The sequence below is a fragment of the Streptomyces fulvorobeus genome (assembly GCF_013167895.1).
GTDB lineage: Bacteria > Actinomycetota > Actinomycetes > Streptomycetales > Streptomycetaceae > Streptomyces > Streptomyces fulvorobeus.
Window position 1 is genome coordinate 1,616,122 of sequence record NZ_BLWC01000001.1, and the last position, 24,181, is coordinate 1,640,302.

Here is a 24,181-nt window from a genome sequence, read left to right on the forward strand (position 1 = left end):
TATCTGGCAGACTCAGCGCCTATGGGTGAATCGCTAGTGAAGACAGAGGAAGGCCGGACGACGGCCACCGCGGCACCCATGGCCGACGAGGCCCCCGCGCCGCGGCGCGGAGGTGTGCCGGCGAGACTCCGGTCGTTGCGCGCGCCCCGCAGGCCACGCCTCTGGTTCGAGATCCTTCTGATCGCGGTGAGTTACTGGCTGTACTCGCTGGTGCGCAACGCCGTACCCGAGCAGCGGGCGGCGGCCCTGCGCAACGCGGACTGGATCTGGTCGGCCGAGAAGGCCATGGGCATCGCGTTCGAGGAGACGGTCAACCGGAGCGTCAACTCGGTGACATGGCTGATCGTGTCGATGAACTACTACTACGCGACGCTGCACTTCGTCGTCACCATCGGCGTGCTCGTCTGGCTGTTCCGCCGCAATCCGGGCCGTTACGCGGCGACCAGGCTGGTCCTCTTCGCGACCACGGGCGTCGCCCTGCTCGGTTACTACCTGTACCCGCTCGCGCCGCCCCGCCTGATGAACGGCGGGAACTTCATCGACACCGTGCTGCTGCACCAGACCTGGGGCTCGATGGCCTCGGGCAACTTCAAGAACATGTCCAACCAGTACGCGGCGATGCCGTCGATGCACATCGGCTGGTCCCTGTGGTGCGGTCTGACCGTCTTCGCGCTGGCCTCCGCGCCCTGGGCGCGCCTCCTGGGGCTGCTGTACCCGACGCTGACCCTGGTCGTGATCGTGGCGACGGCCAACCACTTCTGGCTGGACGCGGTGGGCGGGATCGCCTGCCTGAGCTTCGGCTACGCCGTCTCGTACGCCTGGTACGGCTCGCTGCCGCACCACCTCCCGAAGCTGGTGCCGGCCGGCCGGTCACGGCTGGGGGCGCTGTCCCCCGGGGCGGCGACGGCCAGATCCGGCTCCCCCCGCCTCTGAGAACCGCCCGCGGGAACCACCCCGGGGCGGCGGTCTCCGTGTGCGGGGGGCGCGGTCCCCGCCGCCCCCCGCACGGCGGACGGCCCTCTCACGTCGCCCCGTAGAACCGCTCCTCCATCACCGCCCGAGCCCGTCGCGTGATCCGCCGGTAGTCGTCCAGCATGTCGCCGAGGTGACCCGGCTCGTAGCCCAGGTAGCGCCCGACCGCCGTGACCTCGCGCGGGTTGGACGGAAACGTGTCACCCGGCCGCCCCCGCACCAGCATCACCGCGTTGCGCACCCGCGTCGCCAGCACCCACGCCTCGTCCAGCGTCCGCGCGTCCTCCGCCGGGATCAGGCCGGCCGCGCACCCCGCGGCCAGCGCCTCCCTCGTACGCGTCGTCCGCAGCCCCGGCTCCGCCCAGCCGTGCTGCAACTGCATCAGCTGTACGGTCCACTCCACGTCGCTGAGCCCACCGCGCCCCAGTTTCGCGTGGAGCGTCGGGTCGGCGCCGCGCGGCATGCGCTCGGACTCCATCCGGGCCTTGAGCCGGCGGATGTCACGGACGGCGTCGTCGCCCAGACCCTCCACCGGGTACCGGAGCGGGTCGATCAGACCGACGAACGCGCGCCCCAGCTCCTCGTCGCCCGCCACCGGTTCGGCCCGCAGCAGGGCCTGGCTCTCCCAGACCAGCGCCCAGCGCCGGTAGTACGCCTCGTACGACTTGAGCGTGCGCACCATGGGGCCGCTCTTGCCCTCCGGGCGCAGGTCGGCGTCGATCAGCAACGGCGGGTCCGCGGTGGGCAGCTGGAGCAGCCGCCGCATCTCCGACACGACCGTGTTGGCGGCCCGGGACGCCTCCTGGTCGCTCACTCCCTCACGCGGTTCGTGGACGAACAGCACGTCCGCGTCGGAGCCGTACCCCAGCTCGTGGCCCCCGAAGCGGCCCATGCCGATCACCGCGAACCGGGTCGGCAGGTCGTCCCCCCAGCCCTCGCGCACGGCGGCCCGCAGGGCGCCCGACAGCGTCGCGGCGTTCAGGTCGGAGACCGCGGAACCGACCCGGTCGACGAGCGCCCCGGGGTCCTGTTCGGCGGGGCGCTCCTCCGTACCGTAGGACCGGATGATGTCGGCGGCGGTCGTACGGAACAGCTCCCTGCGCCGTATGCCGCGCACCGCCGCGACGGCGGCCTCCGCGCCCCCGGACCGCCCTACGGCGGCCAGCACCTCCTGCTCCAGGTGTTCCCGGGTGCGCGGCTTCAGCCCGCCGGGATCGCCGAGGATGGCGACGGCCTCGGGGGCGCGCAGCAGCAGGTCGGGGGCGAGGCGCCCGGCCGACAGGACCCGGGCGAGGTTCTCGGCCGCCGCTCCCTCGTCCCGCAGGAGCCGCAGGTACCAGGGGGTCATGCCCAGCGCGTCCGAGACCTTGCGGAAGCCCAGCAGTCCGGCGTCCGGGTCGGCGGAGTCCGCGAACCAGCCGAGGAGCACGGGCAGGAGCGTCCGCTGGATGGCGGCCTTGCGGGACACCCCCGACGACAGCGCCTCCAGGTGGCGCAGGGCCGCGGCCGGGTCCGCGTAACCGAGGGCCTCCAGCCGGATGCCGGCGGCCTTCGCGCTGAGCCGGGACTCACCGGGTGCCAGTTGGGCGACGGCGTCGAGCAGCGGCCGGTAGAACAGCTTCTCGTGCAGGCGGCGCACGACGGACGCGTGCCGCCTCCACGCCTTGTTGAGTTCGGCGACCGGGTCGGTGCGCATCCCGAGGGAGCGGCCGAGCCTGCGCAGGTCGGCCTCGTCCTCGGGCACCAGGTGGGTGCGGCGCAGCCGGTAGAGCTGGATGCGGTGCTCCATGGCGCGCAGGAAGCGGTACGCCTCGTCGAACTGTGAGGCGTCCACCCGCCCCACGTATCCGCCCTCGGCGAGCGCCCGCAGGGCCTCCAGTGTCGAGCCGCTGTGCAGGGTCGCGTCGCTGCGGCCGTGCACGAGCTGGAGCAGCTGGACGGCGAACTCGACGTCCCGGAGTCCGCCGGGGCCCAGCTTGAGCTCGCGGTGGACACGGTCGGCGGGGATGTTGTCGACGACGCGGCGGCGCATCTTCTGCACGTCGGCGACGAAGTTCTCCCGGTCGGCGGCCTGCCACACCAGCGGCGAGACGGCCTCGACGTACTCGGCGCCGAGCCCCGGGTCCCCGGCGACGGGCCTGGCCTTCAGGAGCGCCTGGAACTCCCAGGTCTTGGCCCAGCGCTGGTAGTACGCGAGGTGGGAGGAGAGGGTCCGCACGAGCGGGCCGTTGCGCCCCTCGGGCGGAGGTTGGCGTCGACCGGCCAGATGGTGCCCTCGACGGTCGTGTCCGAGCAGATCCGCATCATGTGCGCGGCCAGCCGGGTGGCGGCGGGGACGGCCTTGCCCTCCTCGACGCCGTCGGCGGGCTCCGCCACGAAGATGACGTCGACGTCCGAGACGTAGTTCAGCTCGTGTCCGCCGCACTTGCCCATCGCGATGACGGCGAGGCGGCAGAGGGCGGCGTCGGCGGGCGCGGCCGCGCGGGCGATGGCGAGAGCCGCGCGCAGGGTGGCCGTCGCCAGGTCGGCCAGTTCGGCGGCGGTCTCGGCGACGTCGATGGTGCCGCTCACGTCACGTGCCGCTATGGCCAGCAGGCAGCGGCGGTAGGCGATCCGCAGCGAGTCGGGGTCGACGGCGTCGGCGAGTTCCCGCTCGAACTCGGCCACCCCGGGGTGCAGATCGGTGGCCTCGTAGGTGGCGAGTGCCTTCCAGTCGCGGGGGTGGCGCGCGAGGTGGTCCCCGAGCGCCTCGGAGGCGCCGAGGACACCCAGGAGCCGGTCGCGCAGGGGCTTGGCGGTGACCAGTGTGCCCAGCAGCATCCGGCGCTCGTCGGCGTCATCGGTGCCGGCCTCCACCAGCCGGACGAGGCTCCGCAGCGCCAGGTCGGGGTCGGCGGTCGCCCCGAGCGCTTCGAGCAGGACGGAGTCGGACCGTACGGAGGCGAGGGCGTCGAGCCCCAGGAGCCGTTCGGCCGCGGAGGGGTCGGTGAATCCGTGCCGCAGCAGTCGGGTGAACGTACTGCTCCTGCGTCCCGGCACCGTCGTCATTCCGCGCTCTCCTGCCCGCCGACCTTCATGGACCCGCGGGTCGAGCCTATCCGGGCGGCGGTGCGTCCGGAGCGGCGAGGAGCCCGCGCACCGGGCCGTACCTCCCCGGCGGCCCCGCCGCCCCTCACGGTCAGGACGGCGGCCTGGTGCCGATCACGACGGTGGAGTAGAGCTCGTCGCAGGTGACCACGCGTGCGATCAGCCCGCCGCAGCCCACCGCCTCCGTGGCCCGGTCCGCCTGGCGCTCGCTCGTCTCGACGAGCAGGCTGCCGCCCGGCGCCAGCCACAGCGGCGCCTCCGCGGCCACCCGGCGCATGACGTCGAGTCCGTCTCCGCCGCCGTCCAGTGCCACGCGCGGCTCGTGGACGCGCGCCTCGGCCGGCAGCAGTTCGACATCGCCGGTCGGTACGTAGGGGACGTTGGCGAGCAGGACGTCGACGCGTCCGCGCAGGGAGCCGGGCAAGGGGGCGAAGAGGTCACCCTCGTAGACCTGGCCGAGGGCGCCCACGTTGCGCCGGGCGTACCGTACGGCCGCCGGTTCGACGTCCGTGGCGTGCAGCTCCACGCCGTCGAGCGCCCCTGCCAGGGCGGCTCCCAGCGCTCCCGAGCCGCAGCACAGGTCGACGACGACGGACGGGGTGGGGGTGAGGCCCACCGCCTGCCGGACCAGGAACTCGGTGCGGCGGCGCGGCACGAAGACGCCCGGGCCGACCTGGACGCGCAGCCCGCAGAACTCGGCCCAGCCCAGGACGTGTTCGAGGGGCAGACCGGCGGCGCGGCGCTCGACCATCGCGGCGAGCGCGGCCGGTTCGTCCGCGGTGGAGAGCAGCAGCGCGGCCTCGTCCTCGGCGAAGACGCAGCCCGCGGTGCGCAGGGTGGTGACGATGGTGGAGAGGGAAAGCGGTGTCGCGGAAACCGGCATGGGGCGGAGCCTTTCGGAAAAGCCGATGGGCGCTCCGCGATCGCCTAGGCCGGGCTCGGGCCGATCACGCGGTCCACGGAAGGGAGCACCCCGTCTGGTACAGCGGTAATGGGGCTCACCTCCTGAGTACGTCCCCGCGTGGGGAGGAAATCACCTTACCCCAGGGCCCGCGCGTAGGCCCGGGTCCTGGGGTGCAGGGGCCGGCGTCAGAGGTCCACGCTGTCGCGCAGCTTCGTCGGGGTCAGGAACAGCGAGGCGACCACTCCGACCACGGCGATCGCCGCCGCGATCAGGAAGATGTGGCCGGTCGCGTCCCCGTACGCGGCCCGTACGACCTCCTGGACCCCCGGCGGCATGGCCGCCACGTTCAGGGTCGAGCCGCCGGTGGACGAGGCGGCCGGGTCGATACCTTGCTTCGTGAGCCCCGCGGCGATCTCCGTGGCCACCTGGTGGGCGAGCACCGCGCCGAGCACCGAGACGCCGATGGTGCCGCCGAGGGACCGGAAGAAGGTGATCGCGCCGCTGGCCGCGCCGAGTTCGCTGAGCGGGACCGTGTTCTGGAGGACCAGGACGAGGTTCTGCATGGACATCCCGACGCCGGCGCCGACCGCCGCCATCCCCAGGGACACGATGACCAGGGAGGTCTCGTGGTCGATCGTGGACAGACCGAGGAAGCCCAGGGTCAGGACGACCACTCCGGCGACGATGTACGGCTTGACCTCGCCGGTCCTGGAGACCAGGCGCCCGGCCACGGTCGAGGACACCAGGACACCGGCCATCAGCGGGATGGTCAGCAGGCCGGCCTCGGTCGGTGAGTAGCCGCGGCCGATCTGGAAGTACTGGCCGAGGAAGACCGCCCCTCCGAACATCGCCATGCCGACCGCGAGGCTCGCGATGATGGCGAGGGCGGGGTCCCGGCGGCGTACGACGTCGAGCGGGACGACCGGTTCCCTGACGCGGCCTTCCACCACGACGGCCGCCGCCAGGATCACGGCGGCCGCGCCGACCATGGCGAGCGTCTGCCAGGAGATCCAGTCGAAGTCGGTGCCGACGAAGGTGACCCAGAGCAGGAGCAGGCTGACACCGGCCGCGATGAGAGTGGCACCGAGGTAGTCGACCTTGACGTCGGGGCGGCGCACTTCGGTGAGGTGCAGGGTGCGGGCGAGCATGACGGAGGCGAGCAGCGTGAACGGTACGGCGATGAAGAAGCACCAGCGCCAGCCGAGCCACGAGGTGTCCGTGATGAAGCCGCCGAGCAGCGGTCCTCCGACGGTGGAGACGGCCATGACACCGCCGAGGTAGCCGTTGTACCTGCCGCGCTCCTTGGGGCTGATCATCGCGGCGATGATGACCTGCACGAGCACCTGGAGGGCGCCCATGCCGATGCCCTGAAGGGCCCGGAAGGCGATCAACTGCTCGGTGGACCGGGCGAATCCGCAGGCGACCGACGAGACGACGAAGATGCCGATGGCTATCTGGAGCAGCAGCTTCTTGCTGAACAGGTCGGCCAGCTTGCCCCAGACCGGGGTGGAGGCCGTGGAGGTGAGCAGCATCGCGGTGATGACCCAGGTGTACTGCGACTGCGTGCCGTTCAGCGAGCCGATGATCTGCGGCAGGGCGACGGAGACCACGGTGCTGCTGGTCATCGCCACGAAGAGCACGATCAGCAGACCGCTCAGGGCCCGCAGGACGTCGCGGTGCTCCATGGGCGCGACGCGGGTCGGCGCGGCCGTTTCTGCGCTCACGCGCAACCTCCGGAAGGTGTCTGCGAGGGACGGGAAGGGTTCACCATACATGCACACTGGGCAATTTTGCTCGATGAGCAAGTATGCCCATCGAGCAAGAAGCGTTCCGTTGATAATGGAGACATGGAGAGCTCTGTTGGACTGCGGGAACGCAAGAAGGAAGCCACCCGCCGGGCCGTGCACGAGGCCACGCTGCGCCTGACCGTCGAGCACGGCTTCGACCACGTGACGGTCGAGGCCGTCGCGGACACCGCCGGCATCTCCCGCAGAACGTTCTCGAACTACTTCGCGAGCAAGGAGGACGCCCTCCTCTACGGCGAGGAGCAGCAGATGGCCGCCCTGGTCAGGGCGGTACGCGAGCGGCCCGCCGACGAGCCCGCCTGGCCCGCGCTGCGCGCCGCGATGGCGCAGTTCTCGGCAGGCGTCGAGCCGCCTGAACGCGAATGGGCCGTCCGCACCAGGCTGGCCCTGCGGCACCCCTCACTGCTCGCCCGGCAGCTCGCCAACCACGCGGCGATGGAGCGGGACCTGGCCGAGGCGGTGACCCTGCGCGCGGGCCCCGGGCACGGGGCCGTACGGCCGCAGGTGATGGCCGCCGCGTTCCTGTCCTCGCTCCGCATCGCGATGCGGATGTGGATCGAGGAGGACCTGGCGGGCGCCCCGGGCGTCCTGATCGGCGAGATCCTCGACGAGATGGCCCGGGACTTCAACTGACGGACGGGCGTGCTCTCCTGACATAATCGGCCTGTGTCGAACCACAAGGACGCGGAGCCCTATCTGCGTCGCGCGCACTCCACGCAAGTCACCGGCTTCACCTGGGAGTTCACCGGAAGGAGTCTGACCGTCCGGGGCAACTGCCCGCGCTGCGAGGGCGAGACGGATTACCAGCCTCCGACCGACGTCCAGGTCGGCGCCACCAAGGGCCCCGGTCCCCGGCTAAACCCGGCCGTGTGGGCCCGGAGGAGATGTACATGGTGTGCCGGTGCGCGTACCCGCATCCCCACGACGCCCTGGGGAAGGGCGGCTGCGGTCTCTCCTGGATCGCGGTACGCCCCCCGGCCGGCCCGTGAGCACGGAGGGCCGGTACACGACGGACCAGCTGGACCGTGCGGCTGACCGGCTCCAGGAGATGGTGGACGCGCAGCTGGACATCGCGCGCCGGCAGGCCGAGGGGTGGCGCAACTTCCTCACTCTGGCCACGGGCCTGCTGACCGCGGTCCTGATCCTGAAGGGCCGTGACAACGTCACCGAGCTCACCACGGGTTACCGGGTGGCGGTGATCACGCTTCTGATGCTCGCCTTCGCGAGCCTGCTGGCCGCCGCGTTCGCAGCGGTGTCGGCGGCGCACGGGAAGCCGGGGGACGTCCTGGAGTACCCGGACCCCAGGAGCCTGATCGACTGGGAGACGCGGGAGCGCCGGCGGATCGTGGGCCACATCCGCTTCGTCTGCCGGGCGACGGCCGGCGGCGTCATCGCGGTCGTGGCGGCCGTCCTGCTCACCTGGACGGCACCGGCCGCGGAGGAGAAGAAGCCGTCCACCCCGCTCGTGACCGTACGGACCCCGGCAGGACCGGTCTGCGGCGAACTCGTCGCGGTGAACGCCAGGGGCCTCACGCTCCGGGTGGCGCCCGCCCCCGTGACCGGGGACGAGGCGAAGGACGACAAGGCACGCGGGCCCGCGAAGCCCGGCGTCCTGCGCCACGTGCCCTGGGGACCGAAAGCCACCGAAGCGACCCCGGCCCCCACCTGCTGACCTGCGGTTACAGCACCGGCAGCAGGTTCTTCAGCTCGAAGGCCGTGACCTCGCTGCGGTACTCCTCCCACTCCTGCTTCTTGTTGCGGAGGAAGAAGTCGAAGACGTGCTCGCCGAGCGTCTCGGCGACCAGTTCGCTCTTCTCCATGAGGGAGATCGCCTCGCCGAGGTTCTGCGGGAGCGGCTCGATGCCCATCGCGCGGCGCTCGGCGTCGGAGAGGGCCCAGACGTCGTCGTCGGCGCCGGCCGGGAGTTCGTAGCCCTCCTCTATGCCCTTGAGGCCCGCGGCGAGCAGTACCGCGTACGTCAGGTAGGGGTTGGCGCCCGAGTCGATGGAGCGGACCTCGACGCGGGCCGAGCCGGTCTTGCCGGGCTTGTACATGGGCACGCGGATCAGGGCGGAGCGGTTGTTGTGGCCCCAGCAGATGTACGAGGGTGCCTCGCCGCCGGCGCCCGCCGCGCGGGAGGAGCCGCCCCAGATGCGCTTGTAGGAGTTGACCCACTGGTTGGTGACCGCGGAGATCTCGGCGGCGTGCTTCAGCAGGCCGGCGATGAAGGAGCGGCCGACCTTGGAGAGCTGGTACTCGGCGCCCGACTCGTAGAACGCGTTGCGGTCGCCCTCGAAGAGGGAGAGGTGGGTGTGCATGCCCGAGCCCGGGTAGTCGGAGAACGGTTTCGGCATGAAGGTCGCCTGCACGCCCTGCTCAAGCGCCACCTGCTTCATGACCAGGCGGAAGGTCATGATGTTGTCGGCGGTGGAGAGCGCGTCCGCGTACCGCAGGTCGATCTCCTGCTGGCCCGGCGCGCCCTCGTGGTGGCTGAACTCCACCGAGATGCCCATCGACTCGAGCATGGTGATCGCCTGGCGGCGGAAGTCCATGCCCACGTTCTGCGGGGTGTGGTCGAAATACCCGGAGTTGTCGGCGGGCGTGGGCCTCGTGCCGTCGAGCGGCTTGTTCTTCAGCAGGAAGAACTCGATCTCCGGGTGGGTGTAGAAGGTGAAGCCCAGGTCGGAGGTCTTGGCCAGGATGCGCTTGAGCACGTAGCGCGGGTCGGCGAAGGACGGTGAGCCGTCGGGCATGAGGATGTCGCAGAACATCCGGGCCGTGCCGGGCGCCTCCGCACGCCAGGGCAGGATCTGGAACGTGCCGGGGTCGGGCTTGGCGATCATGTCCGATTCATACACACGGGCGAAACCTTCGATGGCGGAGCCGTCGAAGCCGATGCCCTCGTCGAACGCCTGCTCCAGCTCGGCCGGAGCGACGGCGACGGACTTGAGGAACCCGAGGACATCGGTGAACCACAGCCGTACGAAGCGGATGTCGCGCTCCTCAAGCGTCCTGAGGACGAATTCCTGCTGCTTGTCCATAGCCACATCCTTGCAGTTCAGACGGTCCGTGCACCACCGCCCGGGGTAGGGGAGGATCTCCAGTATCACGACCCGGGATTTCACCCAGATTACGCACTCGGTGTGAGAGAGAGCACTCGGCCACCCACTACGATCGGCGGCCAAGGCGTGCAAGGGGGTCCGCGGTCTCGCAGCTGCCCTCCGCGCGCCCGGTTCAGGACCGCTTCAGGACCTGTTCCCCCCTCCTCTCCCCTTCGCAGAAGGACTGGGCGCCATGAGCTTCGACCACACGACCCCCACCGAGCAGACGCACGACGCCGACCGCGCGCGCGATCGCGGCAACCGGGTCGTCGCCATAGCGCTGAGCGCCCTGGTGGTCGCCGGTCTGGCCGGCGTCGGCTCGTACCTCGTGCTGGACAGGTCCGAGGCGAAGGAGCAGCGGCCGGACGCGGCGGCGCAGGACGGCAAGCAGCCCGGGGCGGACCCGGCGGCCCTGGTCGCCGAACCCGTCAGGGGCGAGAAGTCCTGGGACCCGGAGAAGCTGACCCGCAACCACGTCGCAGGCGAGGTCGCGTACGCCATGAAGCCTCCGGTCGGCGGTGACCACAACCAGGCGTGGCTGAACTGCGACGGCGTCGTATACGAGAAGGCCGTACGCGATGTCAACGCCGTGCACTCCCTCGAACACGGTGCGGTCTGGGTGACGTACAACGGCAAGGCCGCAGACGCCGATGTGCGCGAGCTCGCGCGCCGGGTGGGGAGCACTCCGTTCTCGCTGATGAGCCCGTACGAGGACCAGGCCGGGACGATCATGCTGAGCGCCTGGGGCAAGCAGCTCACGGTGGACGGCGCGGATGACCGGCGGGTGGCCCAGTTCTTCGCGAAGTACGTCCAGGGCGCGCAGACTCCCGAGCCCGGCGCGCCCTGCACGGGCGGGATCGGGGCCGCCTGATGACGAGGGACCCCGGCGCCGCCACGGACGAGGCGGACGGCCGGACAGGGCTGACGGGCCAGGTGGACCTAACGGGCCCGATGGACACGGAGGCGGTCGAGAGCGCTCGGCGCACGCGGCGCACACGGTGGGTGGCGGGTTCCGCCGTCGCCCTCGCCCTGCTGTTCGCGGGGGCGGCGACCGTCGCCTCCGCGCGGGGCGACGGGCCGGGCGGCCGGTCCGGCGACGGGGCCGGCGTGGTGTCGGCGCCCTCGGCGCGGTCCGCCGACGCGGGCTTCGCGCGCGACATGGCCGTCCACCACCAGCAGGCCGTGGAGATGTCCTTCATCGTGCGCGACCGTACGCGGGACGAGGACGTACGGCGTCTGGCGTACGACATCGCCAACACCCAGGCCAACCAGCGGGGCATGCTGCTGGGGTGGCTGGATCTGTGGGAGCTGCCCAAGACCGCCCCCGACGGACAGCCGCCGATGCACTGGATGGCCGACGGCCAGGGCGGCCACTCAGGCCACTCCGGGCAGGCAGGCCACTCGGCGGATGGCTCGGCGGATGAGGAAGGCACCGGTTTCACCGCCCACGACGGGGCCTTCATGCCCGGCATGGCCACCAGGGCCGAGCTCGGCCGGCTCCGCGCGGCGGACGGCAGGCAGGCGGAGATCCTCTACCTCCAGCTGATGACGGACCACCACAAGGGCGGGGTCGGCATGGCCCGCGGCTGTGTCGCCCGGTGCACGGTGAAGGTCGAGAAGCGGCTCGCCCAGGGCATGGTCGACGCCCAGCGGTCGGAGCTGGACCTCATGGCCGACATGCTGAGGGCCAGAGGGGCGAAGCCCCGCTCCTGAGCCGTACGGCCGCCCACCCGAACGGGTGGCAGCGGTCGCGCGGCCCCGGGCGCCCCCTCGACGATGGGTGCGCTCGGGGCCGTACGCCGGTGCTCACCGGCACGCAGGAGGAAATCCTTCATGACGACCGCCAAAGACATCATGCACACCGGGGCCCAGTGGATTCCGGCTCACGAAACGCTCGACCGCGCCGCGCAGATGATGCGCGACCACCAGGTGGGCGCGCTGCCCATCTCGGCCAACGGTGAACAGGACCGCATGGTCGGCATCCTCACCGACCGGGACATCGTCGTCGGCTGTGTGGCGATGGGCCACGACCCGTCGAAGGTGACCGCGGGCGAGCTCGCCCAGGGGACGCCGCGCTGGATCGACGCGGACGCGGGAGTCGACGCGGTGCTGCGGGAGATGCAGGAGCACCGGATCCGCCGGCTTCCGGTGGTCGAGAACAAGAAGCTGATCGGCATGATCAGCGAGGCCGACCTGGCGCATCACCTCTCCGACGAGCAGATCGCCGGATGGGTGGAGAAGGTGTACTCACGGGGCTGACGCTTCCCCCTGACCGCCGTGGCCCGGCACCCCTGGCGAAGGGGGTGCCGGGCCACGGCTGTACGCCCGGCGGCGGGGTTCGACGACGCGCTCGTGGTGCGGACGTCGCGGACGGTGGACACACTCAGTGCGAGCGGCGGCGCCGGACGCGCCCGGAACCCGCGTCCGGCGCACCGCTGCGTCCGCGAACGCCGGAGATGCGTCGCCGTCAGTGCGCTACCGCCCGGGCCTCGGATTCCGATGCACTGGGCCTCGGGTGTGCCTCTCCCGCCGCCACCACCCTCGACGCACCCGGCGTGCGGTCGCGGTCCAGGAATCCCGCCGTCACCGCGATCGCCAGGCCCACCACCGCCAGCACCGCGCCCACGAGTGCCGGTGAGGTCCAGCCCCAGCCGGCCGCGATCGCCACGCCGCCCAGCCACGCGCCGCCCGCGTTGGCGAGGTTGAACGCCGAGTGGTTGGAGGCGGACGCGAGCGTGGGCGCGTCCTTGGCCTTGTTCATGACGAGCATCTGCAGCGGTGTGGTCGTCATGAAGCCGACCCCGCCCAGCAGCACGACCATCACGAGCGCCGCCCACTGCACGTGCACGGTGAACGGGAAGACGACCAGGACGACGGCGAGCGCCGCCAGCGACCCGTACAGCGTGGGCCGCAGGGCGCGGTCCGTGAGCGGTCCGGCCGCGAGCGCGCCCAGGGTCATGCCGATGCCGAACAGCGCCAGCACCACCGTCACCGAGGACTCGCCGAAGCCCATCGCCTCGGTCGTCATGGCCGACAGGTAGGAGTAGACGGCGAAGACGCCGGCGAAACCGAAGACCGCGGTCAGCAGTCCGAGGAGCACCTGCCGGTCGCCGAGTGCCCGCATCTCGCGGCGGACGTTCTGCCGGGCGTCCAGCGGGATGCGCGGGACGAGGCGGGCGAGCGCCGCCATCGCGCCCAGGCCGATCACCGCGACGACCAGGAAGGTCGCCCGCCATCCGAGGTGCTGGCCGAGCAGGGTGGCCGCCGGTACGCCGACGATGTTGGCCACAGTGAGGCCCAGGAACATCGTCGCGACCGCCCGTGCCCTGCGCCCCTCCGCCACCAGGGTGGCGGCGACGACCGCGCCGACGCCGAAGAACGCGCCGTGCGGCAGCCCGGCCAGCAGCCGGCCCGCGAGCAGCCAGCCGAAGTCGGGGGCGAGCGCGGAGGCCAGGTTGCCGATGGTGAAGAGGGCCATCAGCAGCAGGAGCATCCGCTTGCGCGGGATGCGGGAGCCGAGGCCGGTGAGGAGCGGGGCGCCGAGTACGACGCCGATCGCGTACGCCGAGACGAGGTAGCCGGCGGTGGGCACGGACGTTCCCAGATCGTCGGCGACATTGGGCAGCAGGCCCATCATCACGAACTCTGTCGTTCCGATGCCGAAGGCGCTCACAGCCAGCGCGAGCAGGGCCAGGGGCATGGTGAGGGACCTTTCGGGGCGGGGCAGGGCGGAGGGCGCGGGCGCACGGGACCGGGCAGCGGGGCACGGCCGGTCCGGTCCGGAAATAAGTATGTTCCCGGAACAAAGTGTCGCAGACGTTTTATGCCCGCAGGTGAACGGACCGTTGCGTCAGAGTCCGACGCGGGCGGCGATCGGAAGATGGTCGCTGTCCGTCGCGGGCAGCGTCCACGACGACAGGGGTTCGACGCCCTTCACCATGATCTGGTCGATCCGGGCCATCGGGGACGAGGCCGGCCAGCTGAAGCCGAACCCGTCGCCCGCCGCGCCCTGGGTGGAGCGCATCTGCGAGGTGACCGCGTTCAGTGAGCGGTCGTTCATCGTGCCGTTGAGGTCACCGAGCAGGAAGACGCGGCGCAGCGGTTCGTCCGCGATCGCCTCGCCGAGGGCGTCGGCGCTGTTGTCCCGCTGGTTGGCCGTGAACCCGGCCTTCACCTTCACCCGAACGGACGGCAGATGGGCCACGTACACCGCGATCCTGCCCTCCGGCGCGGCGACCGTGGTGCGCATCGCCCGGGTCCAGCCCATCTTGATGTCCACGGGACGGGTGCCGCTGATCGGGTACTTGCTCCACAGCCCGACGGTGCCCTGCACCGAGTGGTACGGATAGCGGGCGGCGAGCGACTTCTCGTACGTGGGCACCTGGCCGCTCGGCAGTTCCTGGAGGGCCACCACGTCCGCTCCGGAGCCCGCCACCTGCTGCGCGGTGCCCGCGGGGTCCGGGTTGCCCGCGTTGACGTTGTGGGTGGCGACGGTGAGGTCGCCGCCCCCGCCGGACTTGTCGGTGAGGAGGCCGCCGAAGAGGTTGAGCCAGACCACGACCGGCAGCAGCAGCGCCACCAGCGCGGTCGCGGAGCGCCGTACGAGCCCCAGGACCAGCAGCAAGGGGACGAAGACCACGAGCCACGGCAGGAACGTCTCGGTGAGGCTGCCCAGGTTGCCGATCCGGTTCGGGATCTGCGCGTGGAAGACCATCAGGAGGGTGATGAGGACCGAGCAGGCCGCCAGGACGATTCCGCGCCGCCAGATCCCCCGGTCCGACAGCCATCTGTCGCGCAGGATCTGGAAGCGGCTCCCGGTCCGGGGCGGCTCCACGCTGCCGTTGCCGGTGTCCGCTTCGTACGCCTGCACCATCGCGCTGTCCTCACTGCCTTGCCCTACACATCACCGCGCCCCACGACCCTAGGCGATGAGCGGCGCTTTCCTGCCGTCGGTGACGGCCCTACCCCCTACAGGACGACCGGGGCGGCGGTGCGGGTTCCGCCCGGGGCACGGCCGGGGCCCTTGTGACAGAACGATCACACTCGTCCCTGCCTTCGGCGCGCCGCTGTGACCTGCGGTTACGGAGCGCCCGGGGAAGGCCCGGTGCGGGGCCACTTCACGGGAAGCGGCGCGGGGTGCCACCATGGAGGAGATCCGGGGACGCCGTCAGGGCGCCTCGAGATGACGAAGGAGCCGTTGGCAATGTCGCTTCAGGCTGCGCACGACCAGTCCGCCACTCCCCCCGCGGGACCCTCCGGCAGCAGCAAGGCGCTGTACGGAGGAAAGTCCACGCGCCGCATCACCGTCCACGACATCGCCGCCGCGACAGAGCGCGGGGAGAAGTGGCCCATGCTCACCGCCTACGACGCGATGACCGCGTCCGTGTTCGACGAGGCCGGCATCCCGGTGATGCTCGTCGGTGACTCCATGGGCAACTGCCACCTCGGCTACGAGACCACCGTGCCCGTCACGATGGACCAGATGGCCATGCTGTCCGCCGCCGTCGTCCGGGGCACCGAGCGCGCCCTGATCGTCGCCGACCTGCCCTTCGGCTCGTACCAGGAAGGGCCTGTGCAGGCCCTTCGCAACGCCACGCGGCTGGTCAAGGAAGCGGGTGTCGGCGCGGTCAAGCTGGAGGGCGGCGAGCGGTCCCACGAGCAGATCCGCCTCCTGGTGGAGTCCGGCATCCCCGTCATGGGCCACATCGGCCTGACCCCGCAGTCCGTCCACGCCATGGGATACCGGGTGCAGGGCCGCAGCGAGGAGTCCGCCCAGCAGTTGCTGCGCGACGCCAAATCGGTGCAGGACGCCGGGGCGTTCGCCGTCGTCCTGGAGCTCGTACCGGCCGAACTGGCCGCCGAGGTCACCCGCACGCTGCACATCCCGACCATCGGCATCGGCGCCGGGCCCGCCACCACCGCCCAGGTGCTCGTCTACACCGACATGGTCGGGCTGACCGGCGGTAAGGTGCCGCGCTTCACCAAGCAGTACGCGAACCTGCGCAAGGTGCTCGGCGACGCCGCGAAGGAGTTCGCGGACGAGGTCGTCGGCGGAACGTTCCCGCAGCCGGAGCACACGTTCCACTGATCCGCACGGACCATCTCCCGCACCACCGACAGCCCGCCGGCTTCCCCCTCCGGCGGGCTGTCGCCCGTCGTCGGCCCGCTGTCGGGAAAATATCGGTGCGTTGTCAGTGGCGGATGGTCCTATGGGACCCATGACGCGAATCGACAAGAAGTCCAGGCGCGGCGGGACCGCCGTAGAGGTGCGGGGCCTGGTCAAGCACTACGGGGAGACGAAGGCGCTCGACGGGGTGGACCTCGACGTGCGCGAGGGCACCGTCCTGGGCGTGCTCGGCCCCAACGGCGCGGGCAAGACCACGCTCGTACGCATCCTCTCCACCCTGGTCATACCGGACGCCGGACACGCCGTCGTCGCCGGTTTCGACGTGGTGAGGCAGCCCCGGCAGCTGCGCCGCACCATCGGCCTGACCGGCCAGTACGCCTCGGTCGACGAGAAGCTCTCCGGCTGGGAGAACCTCTACATGATCGGGCGGCTGCTCGACCTGCCCCGCAAGTCCGCCCGCGCACGCGCCGACGAGCTGCTGGAGCGGTTCTCGCTCACCGAGGCGGCCAGGCGCCCCGCCATGGACTACTCCGGCGGCATGCGGCGCAGGCTGGACCTGGCCGCCTCCATGATCGGCAGCCCGTCCGTCCTCTACCTGGACGAGCCGACCACCGGGCTCGACCCCCGTACGCGCAACGAGGTCTGGGACGAGGTGCGGCGCATGGTCGCCGAAGGAGCGACCGTCCTGCTCACCACCCAGTACATGGAGGAGGCCGAGCAGCTCGCCGACGAGCTCACGGTCATCGACAAGGGAAAGATCATCGCCCGCGGCGGGGTCGACGAGCTGAAGGCGAAGGTCGGCGGACGGACCCTGCACATCAGGCCGTCCGACCCCGGTCAGCTGGCCGCCATGGCGCAGGCGATCAGGGAGGCGGGCCTCGACGGGACCGCGGGCGCGCAGGCCGTCCCGGACGAAGGACTCCTGTACGTGCCGATCCTCAGCGACGAACAGCTGACCGCCGTGATCGGCCTTCTCGGCACCCGGGGCTTCTCCCTCGCGCACGTCGCGACCGCGCTGCCCAGCCTGGACGAGGTGTTCCTCGCCATCACCGGTGAGAAGAGCTCGCACACGACCGACACGACACCCGAGGAGGTCGCGGCATGAGCACGGCGACTCTGACACCCACCCCCACCGGCTCCGCCCCGGCGAAGGCCCCGGCCGACGAGGGGCGGATCGGGCTGCGCGGCAATCTGCGGCACATCAGCGCCCTGGCGCGGCGCAATCTGCTCCAGATCAAGAAGGATCCGGAGTCGATGTTCGACGTGCTCCTGATGCCGATCGTCTTCACGCTGCTCTTCGTGTACGTCTTCGGCGGGTCCGTCGGCGGCAGCATGGGCGGCGGCCGGCAGGAGTACCTCAACTACCTGGTCCCCGGCCTGATGGCCATGATGGGGATGAACATCGCGTCGGCGGTCGGCACGGGGGTCAACGACGACTTCCGCAAGGGCGTCATGGACCGGTTCCGTACGATGCCGATCGCCCGATCCTCCGTTCTCATCGCGAAGATCGTGGTCGAGCTGGGCCGGATGCTGGTCGCCACCTTCATCCTGCTCTGCATGGGTTTCGCGCTCGGCATGGAGCTGGGGACCTCGGTGCTCGGGCTCCTCGCGGCGATAGCACTGTCGGCGACCTTCTCCGCCGCCATCATGTGGATCTTCATCCTGCTCGGGCTGACCATGAAGACGGCCCAGGCGGTTCAGGGGACCGGGTTCCTGGTGCTGATGCCGCTTCAGTTCGGCTCATCCATCTTCGCCCCGCCGCAGACGATGCCCGGCTGGCTCCAGACGTTCACCGACTACAACCCGCTGTCCAATCTGGCGGATGCCGTGCGCGGGCTGATGATGGGCGGGCCCGTCGCCGACTCGGTGTGGATGACGCTCGGCTGGGTCGTCGTCATCACCGCCGTGACGGCGCCGCTCGCGGTCGCCAAGTTCCGCAGGAAGACCTGATGCCGCGTACCGGGACCTGACGTTCCGCACGCGGGCGGAACGCGCGGGCCGGACGCGCGGGCGGGCGTGGTCCCGGCGTCTGTCGATGGGCGTCTACCGATGCGCGTCGGCCAGGGCGGTGACCTCCTCCAGGGTAAGGTCACCGCCCTCGGCGTACGCCGCCGTGAAGGCCGCCTCGCCGATCGCACTCCGGACGATCTCCGCCGCCCGGGCCAGGCTCTCCCGCTCCAACGACGTCAGCACGTGCCCCTTGGGGGACAGTGCCTCCCGCACACCCAGCACCCGCGCCGCGTCCGCGCCGGCCACCGGGCCGCCGAGGCCGCCCAGCGCCCAGGCGACCTCGATCAGGTGCGTGGAGGTCATGTGCGGGGCCACCATCATCGACAGCCGCTCCCTGGACCGCTCCACCGCGCGCAGCGACCGGTCCAGAGCCGTCACGTGGTCGCCTTCGATGTTGTCCAGCCAGGCGAGCCTCCCGAGCACGAAGCCGTCGAATATCGCGACCGTCTCCGAGCGGAACTCGTCGCGCAGCAGGTCGAGCTGTTCGCGGGCCTCGGCGAGCCGGCCGGTCCGCCCGAGCCTGACGCCGAGCTGCATGCGCGCCACGGGCATCGCGTCGTACCCCGGCTGCGGTCCGGCCGCGATGATCTCCCACAGGATGCGCTCGGCCTCCTCGCCGCGGCCGGTCTCGGTGATGGCGCCCGCGTACCGCGCGCGCAACACCGTCACCTGGGCGCGGGCGCCGAGCTGTTCGGCGTGGCCGATGGCGGCCCGGTAGTCCTCGGCGGCACGGGTGAAGTCGCCGCCGCGCTCATGGGCCTCGCCCCGGGAGGAGAGCGATTCCGCGGCGCCCCAGGTGTCGCCGAGCCGGAGGAAGATCTCCAGGCTCTCGTCGGCGTCCACCCGGGCCTCGCCCGCCCACTCGGGGTGGTTGGCCAGCACGTTGGCCCGCATCTGGAGCGCGGACGCCAGCTCCCACTCGTAACCGAACTCCCGGCAGGCCCGCACCGTCTCGTCGACCAGCTCGCGCAGCTGGCCGGTCTCGCCGGTGAGCAGGATCGCGTACAGCCACAGGGAGCCGGGGGTCCGGCAGGTCTGCGGCTGGCCCACCCGGTACGTGCCGACGATCACCCGCAGGCGTGCCTGGCTCTCCTCGCTCATCCACACGTCCAGGTGGTGGTCCATGTTGACCAGCTGGATCAGCCGCGCCCCCCGCCGCGCTTCCTGGAGCTGCTCCGGGTCCCAGGGGGCGGCCGGTCGGTGCACCGCTCCATGAGCGAGGGCGCCGGGCTGCCCGGCGGGGCGAACGGGTCCGGGCCGAGGGCGGCGGCGGCGTCCGCCCAGTGCCGGGCGTCGAGACGCAGATCGCGCATCATCCAGTACCAGGACAGGGAGAGGACGAAGCAGAGGACCTCCTGCTCGTCCCCGGCTGCGACGGCGTGCCGCAGCGCGGTGCGCAGGTTCTCGTACTCGCGCCGGAACCGGTCGATCGCCTCCCGCTGGGCCCCGCCGCGCAGTCCCGGTTCGGTGGTACGGGCCAGCTCCCGGAAGTACACGAGGTGCCGCCGCTCGACGGCCGCCCGCTCCCCCGCCTCGTCCAGCCGCTCCCCGGCGTACTCACCGACGGTCTCCAGGAGCCGGTAGCGCATCTCGCCGTCGTCGCCGGGGGCCGCGACCACCAGGGACTTGTCGACAAGGAGACCCAGCAGGGCGGCGACGTCGCGGGCGTCGACTGCGCCGCCCGAGCCGGCCCCGGCCGGCAGGTCCGCGGCGGCGACGGAGCAGACGTCCTCGGCGGCGTCGAGCGCGCAGCCGCCCGCGAAGACGGACAGCCGGCGCAGCACCGCGCGCTCGGGCGCGTCCAGCAGGTCCCAGGACCAGTCGACCACGGCCCGCAAGGTCTGCTGGCGCGGCAGCACGGTACGGCTGCCGTTGGTGAGCAGCCGGAAGCGGTCGTCGAGCCGGTCGGCGATCTGGCGGGGGCCGAGCATCCGCAGCCGGGCGGCGGCGAGTTCGATGGCGAGCGGCAGTCCGTCGAGCCGTTGGCAGATCTCCGCGACGGCCGCCGCCGTCGCCGCGTCGGCGTCGATCCGGAACCCGGGGCTCGCGGCGGCGCCCCGTTCGGCGAGCAGCCGCAGCGCCATCGGGTCGGGCAGCGGTCCGACGGGACGTACGAACTCCCCCGGAACGCCGAGGGGTTCACGGCTCGTCGCCAGGACCGTGAGGGCCGGGCAGTGGGCGAGGAGGTGGTCGGCGAGCGCGGCAGCCGCGTCGATCACATGCTCGCAGTTGTCCAGGAGCAGCAGCATCCTGCGCCGGGAGCAGTGCTCGGTGAGCCGTACGAGCGGATCGCCCGCGTGCCGTTCGGCGGCCCGCAACTCCTCCGCGCCCGCGCCCCTGAGCACGGTCTCCCGGGCTCCGAGCGCGCCGAGCACGGCTTCGGCCACGCTGTCGGGGTCGTCGACGGGGGCCAGCTCCGCCAGCCACACACCGTCAGGCCAGGTACCGGCGAGCGTCTCGGCGACCTCCTGGGACAGCCGCGTCTTGCCGGCCCCGCCGGGGCCGAGGAGGGTGACCAGGCGGGCCCGTGCCAGGTCCTCGCGCAGGGCTGCGATGTCGCTCTCCCGTCCGACGAAGCTGGTGAGCCGGGCCCGCAGGTTCCCGCGGGGCGGCGCGGCGGGGGCGCGGAGCGCGTCGGCGGGCGGGGGCGGTGCGGGCGCGGGCCGGTCCAGCCGGAGCAGTCCCGTGTGCAGGTCGCGGAGTCCGGGGCCGGGTACGGCCCCCAGCCGGTCCGCGAGTACGAGGCGGACCTCCTCGTATGCCGCGAGTGCCTGCGCCGTACGGCCCGCGTCGCGCAGCGCCTGGATGCGCAACGCCTGGAGGGGTTCGTCGATCGGGTGGGCGGCCGCGAGAGCGGTGAGCTCGGGCAGTGCCTCTTCCGGCCGGCCGAGGGCCAGGACGGCGGCGAGCCGGGTACGGCGGGCCTCCAGCCGCCGCGCCTCCAGCCCGGCCACGGGGCCGGCGCGGTCGGGCAGATCGGCGAGCACGGGTTCGCGCCACAGGGCGAGGGCGTCGTCGAGGGCGGCCACGGCCCGCTCGGCGTCCCCCTCGGCGAACGCCCGCGTCCCCTCCCCGCCAGCCGCTCGAATCGGTGCAGGTCCACGTCGTCCGCGTGGGCGGCGAGCCGGTAGCCGCCCTCGGCGGACTCCACCGCCGCCCGGCCGAGCACCCGTCTGAGCCGCGCCACGAGAGCCTGGAGGGCGCCCACCGCGTCCGCCGGCGGATCGCCGTCCCACACCTCGTCGACGAGCGCGGCGGCCCCCACGGTGCGGCCCGGGCGCAGGGCCAGGACGGTCAGCAGGGCACGCAACCGCGCCCCGCCGAGGGCGACGGCCGTACCGTCGGGGCGAAGGGCCCTGGTGGTTCCGAGGATGCTGTAGCGCACCCGCCCATTGTCCGTGAACACCGCCGGCCGCCGCACCGCGCCCGTGCCGTCCCGCGTCCGCGCGGCGCGCGACCCGACGCCCTGGTGCGCGGAACCGGCGCCCCCGCGCCGCTCGTTGCGGACGTGTCGCGCCGTACTGTCGGGGCTCGCCGCATTCCGTCAAGCCACCAGGAGTCCCACCGATGACCACCGCAGCCACCCGCAGCGACCGGAGGATCAGCCCGGTCTTCCTGGCGATCGTCGCCGTCATGGCCGTCTCGGGCTGGGCGGTGTGGACGGACTTCGCCGCGCAGGCGGGCTTCGCGGTCTTCCTGTTCGTCACGGCGGCCTGGATCGTCTCCCTCTGCCTGCACGAGTACGCCCACGCCCGCACCGCGCTGCACAGCGGTGACGTCTCGATCGGGGCGAAGGGCTACCTCACGCTCAACCCGCTGAAGTACACGCACGCCCTGCTGAGCATCGTGCTGCCGGTGCTCTTCGTGATCATGGGCGGGATCGGGCTGCCGGGCGGCGCGGTCTACATCGAGCGGGGCCGGATCACGGGCCGCTGGCGGCACAGCCTGATCTCCGCGGCCGGGCCGCTGACCAACGTGATGTTCGCGGTCGTCTGCACGGCGCCGTTCTGGCTGGACGCCCTGGACGGGGTGCCGACCGCCTTCCGGGACGCGCTGGCGTTCCTGGCGCTGCTCCAGATCACGGCGGCGATCCTGAACTTCGCGCCGGTGCCCGGGCTCGACGGTTACGGGGTGATCGAGCCCTGGCTCCCGTACCGCATCCGCCGCCAGGTCGAGCCGTTCGCTCCGTTCGGGCTGATCGCGGTCTTCGGCGTCCTGTGGATCCCCGAGGTCAACATCGCCTTCTTCGACGCCGTCGACGCGCTGCTGCGCGGGCTCGGTGTCAGCGAGATCGAGTCGTACTGCGGGCAGGACTCCTACCGTTTCTGGCAGGAGTGGTGGGGCGAGCAGAACCCGGTCTGTTCGCTGGGCCGCCAGGACACCCCCTAGGGAGTGTCGCGGGCCGCCGCAGCGCGGGACTGGCGCAGGTGGAACCACGCCAGGTTGGAGGAGAGCCCGGCCAGCAGCACCCAGACGATCCCGAGCCAGCTGCCCTGGACGAAGGAGACCACGGCTGCGGCGACGGCGAGTGCGCAGACGACGAGGGCGTAGAGGGCGAGGCGGGGCATGGGGGCTCCTGTCCGGGGCTTGTGCGCGATCCCGTCCAGTGTCCCTCATGCCCGATTCCGTCCGCCGCCCGGTCCGGGACCGGCCCGGCGCAAAGTCCCCGCGGTCCGGGGCCGCCCGCGGGGGCCGGCCCGGAACCCCGTCAGACGTCGGTGGTACGCAGGCCCGCGTGCGCCTTGTAGCGGCGGTTGACCGAGATCAGGTTGGCGACCAGCGACTCGACCTGGTGCGCGTTGCGCAGCCGGCCCGCGAAGATCCCGCGCATGCCGGGGACCCGGCCCGCCAGCGCCTGCACGATGTCGGTGTCGGCGCGGGCCTCGCCCAGGACCATCACATCGGTGTCGATCTCCTCGATCGCCGTGTCCTGGAGCAGCACCGCCGAGAGGTGGTGGAAGGCCGCCGTGACCCGGGAGTCAGGCAGCAGGGCGGCGGCCTGCTCGGCGGCGCTGCCCTCCTCGGGCTTGAGGGCGTAGGCGCCCTTCTTGTCGAAGCCGAGCGGGTTGACGCAGTCGATGACGAGCTTGCCGGCCAGCTCCTCGCGCAGGGACTCCAGAGTCTTGGCGTGGCCGTCCCACGGCACGGCGACGATCACGATGTCGCTGCGCCGCGCGCAGTCGGCGTTGTCGGCGCCCTCGACGCCGAGTCCGAGCTCGGCGGCGGCCGTCCCGGCCCGTCCGGCGTCCCGCGAGCCGATGATCACCTTCTGGCCGGCGCGGGCCAGGCGGTAGGCGAGGCCGCGGCCTTGCGGGCCGGTCCCGCCGAGCACACCTACGGTCAGGCCGGAGACGTCGGGGAGGTCCCAGGGGTCCTTGGCGGGGGGCTTGGGCGCGTTGCCGCTGTCATGGGTAGTCATGGCCCCGACACTACTGCCAGGCAGGGCGTGGCCCCCTGTGTTCCGCCCCGGTCCCCGGGGTGTCCGGACGCCGTTCACCTTCGGGTGGGTTCGTGGTCAACACCGGGCGCGGCGACGGGCCTTGGGGCATCATGCCGGACCATGGACGCCGTACGTGTCGCTCTGCTGCGTGAAGTGCTCGCCGGGACCGAGTGGCCCGCGGCGACCCGGCGTTTCGCCGGCACGCTCCGCTCCTGCGTGGTCCCGCACGGCGGCGGTCTGCTGCTCGTGGGGACCGAGGGGTACGAGCCGTGGCATCTGACCGCGCATCTGATCGACGAGTCCGCCTGGTCGGGGCTGCCGGAGCTGCGGCCGACGCTGGTGCGGCACCGGGTCGAGGCGGGTGATCCGGCGCATCTGGCCGTGGGACTGGGCCGGATCGAAGCGGCCAGGCGGGGTGAGACGCTGCTTCTGGTGGCTCCCGAGCGGCCGGACGGCGGACTGCTGGAGCGGGTGCACGACGCGCGGCGGGCCGGGGCGACGGTGCTGGCCCTGGACGGCGGCGACCCGGAGGTACGGGGGCTGGCCCATGAGACGCTCTCGGTCACCGGGGAGGACGACGTGGACCTCGACACCGTCCAGCACCTGGTGAGCGCGGCGGCCGGGGAGAACAGCCGGCCCGCGGCGCACGGTCGCCGCTCGTTCCGCGACCGGCTCTCCCGGCTGGCCGACCAGCTGACCGCACCACCGCCCGCCCGCTGGTAAACCGCTTGCGCC

17 protein-coding genes and 3 pseudogenes are annotated in these 24,181 nt (G+C 72.1%); 11 read left to right on the plus strand and 9 right to left on the minus strand.

Annotated features, from left to right (window positions below):
* Positions 1-21 precede the first annotated feature (21 nt).
* A pseudogene (locus Sfulv_RS07255) lies at positions 22-976 on the plus strand (phosphatase PAP2 family protein); the annotation flags it as partial.
* 45 nt (positions 977-1,021) lie between these two features.
* Here Sfulv_RS07255 and Sfulv_RS07260 read toward each other — a convergent pair.
* The 3 genes and pseudogenes from Sfulv_RS07260 to Sfulv_RS07270 all read right to left on the minus strand — a co-directional run bounded on the left by Sfulv_RS07260 (position 1,022) and on the right by Sfulv_RS07270 (position 6,648).
* Positions 1,022-4,020: pseudogene (locus Sfulv_RS07260) on the minus strand (bifunctional [glutamine synthetase] adenylyltransferase/[glutamine synthetase]-adenylyl-L-tyrosine phosphorylase).
* 130 nt (positions 4,021-4,150) lie between these two features.
* The gene (locus tag Sfulv_RS07265; protein ID WP_173312927.1) at positions 4,151-4,942 is read right to left on the minus strand and encodes a putative protein N(5)-glutamine methyltransferase; all 792 of its coding nucleotides are present in this window, start codon (positions 4,940-4,942) and stop codon (positions 4,151-4,153) included.
* Between the two features lie 206 nt (positions 4,943-5,148).
* Positions 5,149-6,648: an MDR family MFS transporter gene (locus tag Sfulv_RS07270; protein WP_173317653.1), complete on the minus strand. Its 1,500-nt coding sequence runs from the start codon at positions 6,646-6,648 to the stop codon at positions 5,149-5,151.
* Positions 6,649-6,810: 162 nt separating this feature from the next.
* Here Sfulv_RS07270 and Sfulv_RS07275 point away from each other — a divergent pair, with 162 nt between their 5' ends.
* Entirely contained in the window at positions 6,811-7,401 is a 591-nt protein-coding gene (locus tag Sfulv_RS07275) for an acyl-CoA-like ligand-binding transcription factor (protein ID WP_173312929.1), read from the plus strand.
* 352 nt (positions 7,402-7,753) lie between these two features.
* Positions 7,754-8,440 (plus strand): hypothetical protein, encoded by a 687-nt coding sequence (locus Sfulv_RS07280; protein ID WP_173312930.1) that lies wholly within the window; start codon positions 7,754-7,756, stop codon positions 8,438-8,440.
* Positions 8,441-8,447: 7 nt separating this feature from the next.
* On the opposite strand, the gene glnA2 is transcribed toward Sfulv_RS07280, so the two are convergent.
* On the minus strand, positions 8,448-9,809 hold the full coding sequence (glnA2, locus tag Sfulv_RS07285; protein WP_173312931.1) for a gamma-glutamylpolyamine synthetase GlnA2: 1,362 nt from the start codon (positions 9,807-9,809) through the stop codon (positions 8,448-8,450).
* A gap of 253 nt (positions 9,810-10,062) precedes the next feature.
* On the opposite strand from glnA2, the gene Sfulv_RS07290 reads away from it, so the two are divergent.
* The 3 genes from Sfulv_RS07290 (at position 10,063) to Sfulv_RS07300 (ending at position 12,128) form a co-directional block, all read left to right on the plus strand.
* The gene (locus Sfulv_RS07290) at positions 10,063-10,740 is read left to right on the plus strand and encodes a thioredoxin-like domain-containing protein (protein ID WP_173312932.1); all 678 of its coding nucleotides are present in this window, start codon (positions 10,063-10,065) and stop codon (positions 10,738-10,740) included.
* 80 nt (positions 10,741-10,820) lie between these two features.
* Positions 10,821-11,582 carry a DUF305 domain-containing protein gene (locus Sfulv_RS07295; protein WP_246353456.1) on the plus strand — a complete coding sequence of 254 codons (762 nt, stop codon included), beginning with the start codon at positions 10,821-10,823 and terminating at the stop codon, positions 11,580-11,582.
* Positions 11,583-11,702: 120 nt separating this feature from the next.
* The gene (locus Sfulv_RS07300; protein WP_173312934.1) at positions 11,703-12,128 is read left to right on the plus strand and encodes a CBS domain-containing protein; all 426 of its coding nucleotides are present in this window, start codon (positions 11,703-11,705) and stop codon (positions 12,126-12,128) included.
* Between the two features lie 208 nt (positions 12,129-12,336).
* On the opposite strand, the gene Sfulv_RS07305 is transcribed toward Sfulv_RS07300, so the two are convergent.
* Complete coding sequence (locus Sfulv_RS07305; RefSeq protein ID WP_173312935.1) at positions 12,337-13,569, minus strand: MFS transporter; 1,233 nt, start codon at positions 13,567-13,569, stop codon at positions 12,337-12,339.
* A gap of 150 nt (positions 13,570-13,719) precedes the next feature.
* Positions 13,720-14,742, minus strand: coding sequence for an endonuclease/exonuclease/phosphatase family protein (locus tag Sfulv_RS07310; RefSeq protein WP_173312936.1), 1,023 nt, complete (start codon positions 14,740-14,742; stop codon positions 13,720-13,722).
* Between the two features lie 330 nt (positions 14,743-15,072).
* Here Sfulv_RS07310 and panB point away from each other — a divergent pair, with 330 nt between their 5' ends.
* The 3 genes from panB (at position 15,073) to Sfulv_RS07325 (ending at position 17,946) form a co-directional block, all read left to right on the plus strand.
* Positions 15,073-15,957, plus strand: a complete 885-nt coding sequence (gene panB / locus Sfulv_RS07315; RefSeq protein WP_173312937.1) for a 3-methyl-2-oxobutanoate hydroxymethyltransferase — start codon at positions 15,073-15,075, stop codon at positions 15,955-15,957.
* Positions 15,958-16,078: 121 nt separating this feature from the next.
* Positions 16,079-17,101 (plus strand): ATP-binding cassette domain-containing protein, encoded by a 1,023-nt coding sequence (locus Sfulv_RS07320; protein WP_371874643.1) that lies wholly within the window; start codon positions 16,079-16,081, stop codon positions 17,099-17,101.
* Positions 17,098-17,946, plus strand: a complete 849-nt coding sequence (locus Sfulv_RS07325) for an ABC transporter permease (RefSeq protein WP_173312939.1) — start codon at positions 17,098-17,100, stop codon at positions 17,944-17,946. The genes Sfulv_RS07320 and Sfulv_RS07325 overlap by 4 nt, the downstream gene beginning before the upstream one ends.
* A 93-nt stretch (positions 17,947-18,039) precedes the next feature.
* On the opposite strand, the pseudogene Sfulv_RS07330 reads toward Sfulv_RS07325, so the two are convergent.
* Positions 18,040-21,391 (minus strand): annotated as a pseudogene (locus tag Sfulv_RS07330) (ATP-binding protein).
* Between the two features lie 182 nt (positions 21,392-21,573).
* On the opposite strand from Sfulv_RS07330, the gene Sfulv_RS07335 reads away from it, so the two are divergent.
* Positions 21,574-22,395, plus strand: a complete 822-nt coding sequence (locus tag Sfulv_RS07335; RefSeq protein ID WP_173312940.1) for a site-2 protease family protein — start codon at positions 21,574-21,576, stop codon at positions 22,393-22,395.
* Here Sfulv_RS07335 and Sfulv_RS07340 read toward each other — a convergent pair.
* Entirely contained in the window at positions 22,392-22,574 is a 183-nt protein-coding gene (locus Sfulv_RS07340) for a hypothetical protein (protein WP_173312941.1), read from the minus strand. The two genes, Sfulv_RS07335 and Sfulv_RS07340, sit on opposite strands and share 4 nt — an antisense overlap.
* Before the next feature lie 140 nt (positions 22,575-22,714).
* Complete coding sequence (gene npdG, locus Sfulv_RS07345) at positions 22,715-23,425, minus strand: NADPH-dependent F420 reductase (RefSeq protein ID WP_173312942.1); 711 nt, start codon at positions 23,423-23,425, stop codon at positions 22,715-22,717.
* A 141-nt stretch (positions 23,426-23,566) separates the two neighbouring features.
* Between npdG and Sfulv_RS07350 the strand changes: the two genes are divergently transcribed.
* Positions 23,567-24,169 (plus strand): hypothetical protein, encoded by a 603-nt coding sequence (locus Sfulv_RS07350; RefSeq protein ID WP_173312943.1) that lies wholly within the window; start codon positions 23,567-23,569, stop codon positions 24,167-24,169.
* The last annotated feature ends 12 nt before the right edge of the window (positions 24,170-24,181 follow it).